The organism is Alteromonas sp. BZK5, from assembly GCF_014349115.1.
Lineage (GTDB): Bacteria > Pseudomonadota > Gammaproteobacteria > Enterobacterales > Alteromonadaceae > Alteromonas > Alteromonas macleodii.
Window position 1 is genome coordinate 1 of the sequence record NZ_JACSOE010000126.1, and the last position, 6,999, is coordinate 6,999.

General features: G+C 40.6%; 5 protein-coding genes and 1 pseudogene. 4 read left to right on the plus strand and 2 right to left on the minus strand.

Annotated elements, in window-relative coordinates:
* Both BIZ39_RS19620 and BIZ39_RS19625 read right to left on the minus strand, forming a co-directional pair.
* Positions 1-392 (minus strand): annotated as a pseudogene (locus BIZ39_RS19620) (sensor histidine kinase); the annotation flags it as partial.
* Positions 376-1,065, minus strand: coding sequence for a response regulator transcription factor (locus tag BIZ39_RS19625; protein WP_041702971.1), 690 nt, complete (start codon positions 1,063-1,065; stop codon positions 376-378). The gene BIZ39_RS19625 and the pseudogene BIZ39_RS19620, both read right to left, overlap by 17 nt.
* Positions 1,066-1,959: 894 nt before the next feature.
* Between BIZ39_RS19625 and BIZ39_RS19630 the strand changes: the two genes are divergently transcribed.
* The 4 genes from BIZ39_RS19630 to BIZ39_RS19645 all read left to right on the plus strand — a co-directional run bounded on the left by BIZ39_RS19630 (position 1,960) and on the right by BIZ39_RS19645 (position 6,856).
* Complete coding sequence (locus BIZ39_RS19630) at positions 1,960-2,694, plus strand: glycosyltransferase family 2 protein (RefSeq protein WP_061094012.1); 735 nt, start codon at positions 1,960-1,962, stop codon at positions 2,692-2,694.
* Positions 2,695-3,411, plus strand: coding sequence for a TVP38/TMEM64 family protein (locus BIZ39_RS19635; RefSeq protein WP_061094011.1), 717 nt, complete (start codon positions 2,695-2,697; stop codon positions 3,409-3,411).
* Positions 3,386-5,128, plus strand: a complete 1,743-nt coding sequence (locus BIZ39_RS19640) for an ArnT family glycosyltransferase (protein WP_061094010.1) — start codon at positions 3,386-3,388, stop codon at positions 5,126-5,128. The genes BIZ39_RS19635 and BIZ39_RS19640 overlap by 26 nt, the downstream gene beginning before the upstream one ends.
* A gap of 120 nt (positions 5,129-5,248) precedes the next feature.
* On the plus strand, positions 5,249-6,856 hold the full coding sequence (locus BIZ39_RS19645; RefSeq protein WP_187447810.1) for a phosphoethanolamine transferase: 1,608 nt from the start codon (positions 5,249-5,251) through the stop codon (positions 6,854-6,856).
* The last annotated feature ends 143 nt before the right edge of the window (positions 6,857-6,999 follow it).

Below are 6,999 nucleotides of genomic sequence, written 5' to 3' on the forward strand. Positions count from 1 at the left end.
ATTACCCGACCCGTACGGCCATCGGGCAGAGTAATATCCTGGAAAGAATATTCATCCAGGCCAATGCTGCTGAAAGGCAATTCATTGATGGTATAAAGCGCCAGAGTATCTGATTTTTCAAACGTTGAATCTTTGTACCAAAGTTGAAAATACTCGGGGGAAGATGTCCCTTCAAACTCAGGCAAATACTCACCTGCAAATTCGAATTCCACACCCTCGACATCTTCATTTACCAAGCTCTGAAGTACACCTACCTTTGCCTTCATAGCCTGGTTGAATTCTTGTTCGACCCAGGAATCAACGCCAATATCTGCTGCAAGTAAAACGGCAATGACTAACAGTGAAATAATAATAGAAAGTCTTCGTGTTAATGTTTTACGTATTGATTTCATTAGCTTCTATAACTCTGTAACCAAAACCACGTTTACTTGTAATGGGTAGAGACGCGCCGCTTTTTCTTACTTTTTTCCTTGCTGAGGAAAGGTGAGCTTCAATAGCATTTTTTGAGATATGGTCATAGCTTCCAGAAATAAATTCACTCAGCATTTCTGAGGTAACTATCTTGTGTCTATTGAGAAAAATACATTCAACAATTTTGTACTCATTCGGGGTCAGGTTGATAATGCCATTATTGTATGAAAGCGTTTTAAACTGGATATTGAGTGTCAAACTGTTGATAGTAACTTGGTCATTGAGACAATTTACCGCACCTCTCCTCATCAAGCTAAGTAGTCTAGCAGTCAATTCGTCAAACGAGAACGGCTTAGAAAGGTAGTCGTCAGCACCTGCCAATAGCCCCGCTACCTTGTCTTCAGACTCAGATCGCGCAGATAAGATGATAACCTTTGTTTCTAAATGTCTTTTTCGTAACGTTTTAAGAATAGTCATACCGTCCAACTCAGGTAGCATCATATCAAGGATGATTATTTCGTAGCTACCAAGCAACGCCATACTCAATCCCTCAGAGCCAGTGCCAGCAGTATCGACTGAATAGCCCAATTTTTCCAAGCCTAAGCTCAAACTGTTTCTCAATGATAAAGAGTCTTCTATCAGAAGTATTCTCATAATTTGAATGTCAATTTTAAAGTTATTTGAGTATACCTTCTCAACCTTAGGATTTGCTGAAGAAGCTATTGAAAAGGTGCTTATAGTTAACCTACGTATACGTGGTTCTTTTAGCATAAATCGATTGATTTACTTCAATAGCTCTTAAGTTTATCTCGATATTTTGTTCATATTAATAACAGTCTTGTGACTAACGATGAAGGCTTATTTTATATCAGCGCTGCTACTTTGTGGGTGCTCAATAACCTCTACAGAAATTTCTCCCCCCAATGGTAAAAGTGACAAAGCTGTCATTTTTGACATCGATGGAACATTGATCCCCTGTAACGCCTGCATTTTTTCTGAAAGAGAAAATGCGTCTGAACGTGTTCAAGCATACGCTGATAAAGGCTTCAAAATTATCTATCTGACTGCGCGAAATGTATACTTCCAGTTCAACATTCCACTTTTTTATCCCGTTACCATCTCCCAGATAGAGATATTCAGGTAGCTAATTCGATGGCTTAGCGAAAAAGCTTTTAAAACGTTTAAACTAAATATTCTAAAGCCTTACAAGGAGTCTGGCTGGACACTTTTCGCTGCTTATGCCGATTCAAGCACTGACTTTGTGGCTTATTTGGCCGCAAGCGTTCCTCAGGACAAAATATTTGCAATAACATGACAAGGTGATTGTAAGTGCAAGCCAAGGCCGTGGCGAAAGTACTACGATAGCTGGTCGAAACACACTCCTATAGCGTTCCCTCCTTAACCAGCCTCTTTCTTCCTTCCTGAGCGATTAGAACATTATTACCTCAATTAAATGACTCTTCATAAGCGTATCTTAAGTTTCGTTTGTTAGAGTTTTCCTGTCGAAAATAGAATTTGCTTGATCTTGGGGCTTTGACAGAGGGCTACGTGCGAATTTCAGTTGTAATACCAGCAAAAAACGAAGAAGAAAATTTAAAACCCTTAATTGAGGAAATTTATAGAGCGTTAACAGGTGTAGCAAACTTCGAAGTCATCTATGTTGATGATGGAAGTACGGATAAGACATTTGAGAATTTGCTTTACCTGAAAGCGAGTGGCTTTGACAAAGTTAACGTACTACGGCATAAGCACTCGGTGGGACAAAGTACAGCTATTTGGACAGGGGTGAGCCATGCTGATGGAGAACTTGTAGTAACACTTGATGCGGATGGGCAGAATGATCCCTCTGATATACCAAACCTCCTGACTATGGCCTCTCAATTTCCGTTAGGGAGTCACTTTTGCATTGCTGGTCACCGTAAAAACAGAAAGGATACAGCTTGGAAAAGATTTCAGTCAAAACTAGCAAATTCTGTAAGAAGTAAACTTCTTAATGATGATACACCTGACACCGGATGTGGGTTAAAGGTCTTTCCAAAACAAACATTCCTCGATTTACCCTATTTTGATCATATGCATCGTTTTCTGCCAGCACTGATCCGGCGACAAGGTGGGATCATTAAAGTTGTTGAAGTGAATCACAGAGACAGGCAATTCGGAAAATCAAAATATAATATGTTAGGGCGGCTTGGGGTCGGACTAATTGATATGGCAGGAGTTTATTGGCTTCAGAAACGTAATAAACTTAATGATGTCATCTTAGAAAATGAAGAGAGTATCTAATTGAATTCCAGTCTCCTTCGTTTCTTCATTCTGGTACTTACCATTCTGTTTTTTAGTCATTTGATTTCGCTCTCCCCCTCATTTGACGCATTTAATCAGGAGTGGATAGACAATCATACCCGTGATAATGGAGTGACAGGGATAGCCAAATTTTTAGCCGTCTCAGTATTTTTACTTACTATCGGACTTCCACGCCAGTTAGTCGCATTTATGGGGGGGTACGCCTTTGGATTTGCTGAAGGTGTCATCTATTCAACATTAGCAACTACGCTCAGCTGTGCAACAGTTATGGCAGTGTCCCGGTATTTCGCTAGACCGATTATTATTCAACACTTTGAAATGCGAGTGCGCAAGTTAGACCACTTTCTACTTCGCTCTCCCTTTCTCAAGTCCGTTATCATTAGACTGTTGCCAGTAGGGAATAATCTACTCACAAACATTTTTGCTGGCGTTTCAAAGATTCCACGACGCTCTTTTATTTTTGGGTCTACTATTGGCTACATCCCTCAAATGGCGGTTTTTGCATTAATGGGTAAGGGTGTATTAGTCAACTCTGAACTTAAAATAATCATAAGCGCCCTATTATTTGGGATTTCCAGCTTGCTAAGCGCATATCTTTTTAAGGTTTATCGTCGTCAACATAATGACGATAAAACTCTTCGTTCTCTCACAAAAAGCAGCAAATGTAGCAATGAATCAGACGAGCCTAGCCATTAAACATAAGAACAAGCACCCAAATTATACTTTCTGGCTTTTTGTACTGGCTAGCGTGTTGATATTTATCGGGCTTGGGTTAAGAGATCCCTGGCCTGCTGACGAACCTCGTTTTGCACAAGTTGCAAAAGAAATGGTTGAAACAGGTCAGTGGTTCTTTCCAGCCAGAGCGGGAGAGTTTTATCCTGATAAACCACCTGTGTTTATGTGGTCTATCGCTTTTTTCTTTGCGCTATTCGGGTCAATTAAGATTGCCTTTCTGCTCCCATCTGCTTTATGCAGCCTACTCACACTTTTTTTGGTGTATGACATCTCAAAACGACTGTGGAGTACAAAAGAGGCGCTGATCGCAACGTCACTTCTTTTATTGAGTTTTCAATTTTTGCTTCAAGCCAAGTCTGCACAGATAGACGCAATGGTCTGCTGCTGGATAACAATCGGATGCTATGGTCTTCTGCGCTTTTTCTTAGTTGAAAGGCGATGGCGTTGGTATTACCTCGCCTTTTTCTTCATGGGAATTGGCGTCATCACAAAAGGGGTCGGATTTTTACCAGTCCTGATGCTGATACCATACTTGATACATCGACACTTTTGGCCTCAGCGGGACATAGCTAAGAAGCAAACTAAAAACTCCGTATTACCGTGGATAATGGGTGCAGTGGTGATGTTACTGGCTATATCACTATGGTTTATACCTATGTTGATATTGGTCGAAAATAGCCACGACACATCACTTGCTCTATATAGAGATAATATTCTTTTCAGGCAAACGGTCACTCGATATGCTGATTCCTGGCATCACATAAAGCCGTTCTGGTATTACCTCGTAGAGGTTATTCCATTATTCTGGTTGCCAATTAGCATCGCTCTCCCATGGCTTATCCCATGTTGGTATCGCGCAATCAAAAAAGGTGATGCCCGCATATACTTACCATTGGTTTGGATTGTACTTGTTCTGCTTTTCTTCAGTGTAAGTCCTGGTAAACGGGGGGTGTACATCTTACCCGCATTGCCGATGCTGGCACTGATCTCTGCGCCTTACTTTGATTCAGTTGTTAATAAGAAAGTATTTTCCTGGCTTTTGTGGGGCGTTGTATTTTTACTATCAGTAGGCTTATTGGGGTTTGGTTTTTCCGGCATAGTAAAAGCATCATTCGCCCTAAAGCTAGAAGAAAAGTTCGGGCTTTCTCCGTGGATGTTTTTTTTAGTAACGGGGGGACTGACGTGTCTGGTTACGGTGATCACTACTAGAGGGAAGCACTGGAAAGTCTGGCCCTATTTCTTGTGCACTCTTTGGGGCATGTACGCTACTTGGGGTTACACTTTACTTGAAGATGTAAAAACCCCTAAAAGCGTATTTGCAAATATTGAAAAAGAAATTGGTAAACATGATGCAACTATTGCACTTGTTGATTTTTCTGAACAGTTCATTCTCTTCTCGCCTTATCCCATCACTCATTTTGGGTATCATACCCCTGTTGATCAGCAATTGTCTGCCGCCTACCAGTGGTTGGATAAGACTGAAAAGGGAAGACATATCCTCGTCGATGAAAAACATGTACGCAATGGTTGTTTTAAAAAAGAAATGGCAACGTCTGTAGGGTATGCACATCGCGTCCACTGGGTACTATTATCGCACGAGGCATTAACCGAAAAGTGTCCGCTTACGAAAACTGCGACTGAGATCTTTAGTTATATCCCAGATAGGCCCGTTACGTGAGGTACATGTTTTCATACAATTAAAAAATAATGCGAGAATTTTCATCCTACAGTTTTTCTTAAGCGTTATTTAAGTTTAGACAGGTAACTTATGTGCTAAGAAGTACACGAGAACCTTATTGTGAAATTTCCAAGAACACTAAATTTCAATCCTACATCAGCTCAGTTCATTTTACTTTCTTCATTGCTTATCGCAGCAATATTTAACATACCATTTTTGTCCGCTGTTTATGAAGTTGTAGCCCCTGTAACATTGAATGAGTGGGTGTTTTTTCTCTCTGTACCGCTCTTGCTAACCTTTTTTAATATTATTTTTCTAAGTCTTTTTGGTGCCCTATTTTTGCCGCGCACCACAGTTGCAATTACTTTCGTTGTAAGTTCTATTCTACTTTACGGCACCTTGGCCTATGGTGTCATTTTCGATAAGAGCATGATACAGAATGTAATGGAAACAAATTCTGGTGAAGCCTTTTCTTATCTAAATTCAACACTTTTTTTATTCTTCTCTATACTGGGATTAATCCCTGTATTTGCGATTTTTAATCTGGAAATAAGTGGAAAGCTCAAGGCTCGAATCAAGCACCTTCTAGTGCTGAACTTATTAGCTTTATTGGGTATTGCAATTATAGCCACGTTCCTTTTTAAGAGCTATGCAGCTGTCGGCAGAAATAACAAAGATCTAACGAAGTATATTATTCCCTACGCCTTTTATGATTCAGGGTACAAGTACCTTCGGGACACTTACTTCTATCCGCCTTTACCCTACAAAGTATTAGACAAGCGTCCCTACTTAAAAGGTAACGCTAATATACACCCATCTATTACAGTGTTAGTGGTTGGCGAAACAGCCAGAGCGGACAAGTTTTCAAGCAACAGCTATTCGAGGCGTACTTCGCCTAATATCCAGAACGCAGGTGCAATCAGTTTTAGCAAGGTGACATCTTGCGGTACTGCTACCGCAGTCTCCGTGCCATGTATGTTCTCAAGACTCTCACGAGAAAATTATGATTCGCGTATTGCAGACAGTCAGGACAATGTTTTAGACATCATTCATCGTGCAGGAGTTGACGTGACTTGGATTGACAACAACAGTAGCTGTAAAGGCGTATGCAAGAGGGTAGAGACTATAGACTTCAACCCGTCAAGAGTTCCCAAGTTGTGCGATGGAGATTATTGTTATGATGAGGTACTTATTGACCTTTTAAGAGAAGCTCTTTCAAGACCATCTAAAGAACATAGAGTTATAGTCTTACATATGATTGGCTCACACGGGCCTACCTATTACCGGAGATACCCAGAGAAATTTGCTAAGTTCGTGCCTGACTGTCCCAGAAGTGATATTCAAAATTGTGAAGAGGCAGAGCTGACAAATACGTACGATAATACTATTGCATACACAGACTACGTGCTAGGCCAGATTATTGAACAGCTTTCCACTATTCCTAATTCGTCGATGCTTTATCTATCGGATCATGGTGAGTCATTGGGAGAAAAAGGGCTTTATTTACACGGTTTCCCTTATAATTTAGCGCCTGTTGAGCAAACTCATGTACCAATGGTTTATTGGGCCTCCAAGTTTAGCCAACCTGAATACAGTGATTGCGTAAGGTCGTTGTCCAGTCATCCTTATTCGCATGACAACCTTTTTGACACATTACTTGGTCTTACTAATGTGCAAAGCAGCACCTACCAACCCACTCAGGATATTTTACGAAAATGCGAGTCATAGACGAAACCACATCAAAAATGCATTTCGACCCTAAAGCCAAACCAAAGGGCATGTTGCGTATTGTATTAGCAATGAAAAACTCAGTTCGAGCTATATCATGGCTTGTTAAAAACGAGTCAGCGTTCCGGCAAGAACTTATCTTA

What these genes read in the sequence shown, in the direction of transcription:
- BIZ39_RS19640 (WP_061094010.1), top strand. Translation starts at nt 3,386, where the DNA reads ATGAATCAGACGAGCCTAGCCATTAAACATAAGAACAAGCACCCAAAT.
- BIZ39_RS19625 (WP_041702971.1), bottom strand. Translation starts at nt 1,065, where the DNA reads ATGAGAATACTTCTGATAGAAGACTCTTTATCATTGAGAAACAGTTTG.